The sequence below is a fragment of the Lacihabitans soyangensis genome (genome assembly GCF_024343775.1).
Taxonomy (GTDB): domain Bacteria; phylum Bacteroidota; class Bacteroidia; order Cytophagales; family Spirosomataceae; genus Leadbetterella; species Leadbetterella soyangensis.
Genome location: NZ_RJUF01000140.1, coordinates 1 through 1,910, shown reverse-complemented (window position 1 = coordinate 1,910; position 1,910 = coordinate 1). Strand labels below are relative to the sequence as shown.

The 1,910-nt window shown below is 38.6% G+C and carries 2 protein-coding genes; both read right to left on the bottom strand.

Translation table 11 applies throughout. From position 1 onward, the window contains the following. Window positions 1-163 precede the first annotated feature (163 nt). A complete protein-coding gene (locus tag EGI31_RS15075) occupies window positions 164-640 on the bottom strand; it encodes a hypothetical protein (RefSeq protein WP_255037995.1) in 477 nt (158 codons plus the stop codon). Between the two features lie 112 nt (window positions 641-752). Then, a complete protein-coding gene (locus EGI31_RS15070) occupies window positions 753-1,058 on the bottom strand; it encodes a helix-turn-helix domain-containing protein (protein WP_255037994.1) in 306 nt (101 codons plus the stop codon). Between the last annotated feature and the right edge of the window lie 852 nt (window positions 1,059-1,910).

Here is a 1,910-nt window from a genome sequence, read left to right as displayed (position 1 = left end):
GGTTAATGATGTTCATGGCCAGCATAACCTTATTATGCTTTTCATTTATCGCCTCAAAAATCGTCATTATACTGCAGCTTAGTTTGTATAGGTTTCCGGTTGAATATCTTAAACCGAGAAACATTTTTTTTAGGTTAGGTGGGTGTCGCTTTTGACTAGTTTCTTAGGTCAACCTAAACATTTTGTTTAATCGGTATCTTACTTTTTGAAAGATAGTCTCTTGATTGAACTTAGGGGTAGCTATTTTTAGAAAGTAGTAAATATCCCCTCTATTATTAGTAAAGGGATCATTTACGTCTAATTGTTCATCCGCATCAGAGAATGATTTTAACAGGAAGAAAATTCGTTTTTTAATCTCTAAATAGTTTTCGGGTTCCTGCAGAATAAATTTATTCAAATAATCAAACTTGATTTGAATACCAATTTTCCCTAAAAATTGAATTAAATACCAGACGGAATTATCTGTTTTTGGAAACTGATGTGATTCATAAAACTTTTTATAACCCTTTTGAAATACGCTATGGCTTTCATTCTTATCTCCATAAAGCAGTGCCTTAGCCCTTAACGGTTGAAACCTCCCTCCTATCACAAGTTCCGATTTAGCAAAGTTTCTCCTCCATTGTGCTTCTATATTTTGCATGTGCTTTAATATTTTAAATCCGATAAACGACTATTTGAATCTTACATAAATACATATTTACATAAAAACACAATCATGTAAAACCATAAATATGTAAAGTTTATTTATCTTTTCATTTTCCCCCCACCGGGGGGCTAGGGGGGCCTAAATACCCTTCCAAAATCCCAATGGCTTCTCTAATACCAGCCTTATCATGTTTCAAGCTTCTAAGCATATTATCTTCGGTACCAAAGAGATAATTTGCATTAATATCTGGATAAGCTTTGATGAATAGTTCTAAAGTTGAGTAGGTCGGCTTATTCTTCCCGTGGATAATATTCAGTACCTTTTCTGGCCTGCTTTCTCCTACCGCTCTAGCCATCTCAGCAGCCGATAGCCCATAATGATCCATTATGGCTTTGAACCTCTCAGCAATCATATTCTTTAGTATTTATAATACACAAATGTATGTAAATTCTATCAATATGCCGAACTCCCCATTTCGACAACTAAAAAGTTAGGTATGAAAACTCCCAGTAACTACTAACCGGTATACCAATAACCTGTCAACCAGTACCCAATTCACCAATAACTCAATAAGGAGCTTCCCCCATTAAAAGTGCTAATGAAGAAATTGCAGCGGCAATACCCTAAACACTTTTAATGGGGTCGGGCTATCCGCTCATAGTCCTCGCGGCTTCTCCAGCTGTGGGCTAACCGCTACTATCCCTAAGCCAAATCGGTTTTAAGAACACCACCATGCACTTGTCAAACATACTTTATCTTAAATAAAACTCTAGAAAGACAAGAGCATGGCGTTCACTATCGGTCACAGCATCTGTGGTTTTTCCCTTGTCAGTTCGAGCGGTAGTCGAGAACAGTTCGAGAGGAGCGGGCGGCGTACCGTACGAGAACCAAAACCACAGAAGCTGAGTACAAGCCCACCCAGCCCTCGCTTCTGGCTTTGGCCTCTGATTTGAGACATCGCTCAACCAACGCAACAAATCAGTACCAAATCCACCCACGCTCCCACCCCATTATTAAATTGGAATACAAAAGTCCACCACTACACAGCATTTTTTACAATCGATTATTTTCAAAGGTTACAAATGCCGTGTAGCGTTCACTGTCGGTGGCAGTACATGGGCTTTCATACTCCCTCAGGATAAAGTTTCTCCATAAGCCCATCAGCTGCATCAATTGTTTTTAATTAATCCTTTCACCCTTGAAAGATTCACGTCATATCCCTCCCACTCCACCCCAACACAAAAAGAAAATAAGTTGCAGCTAA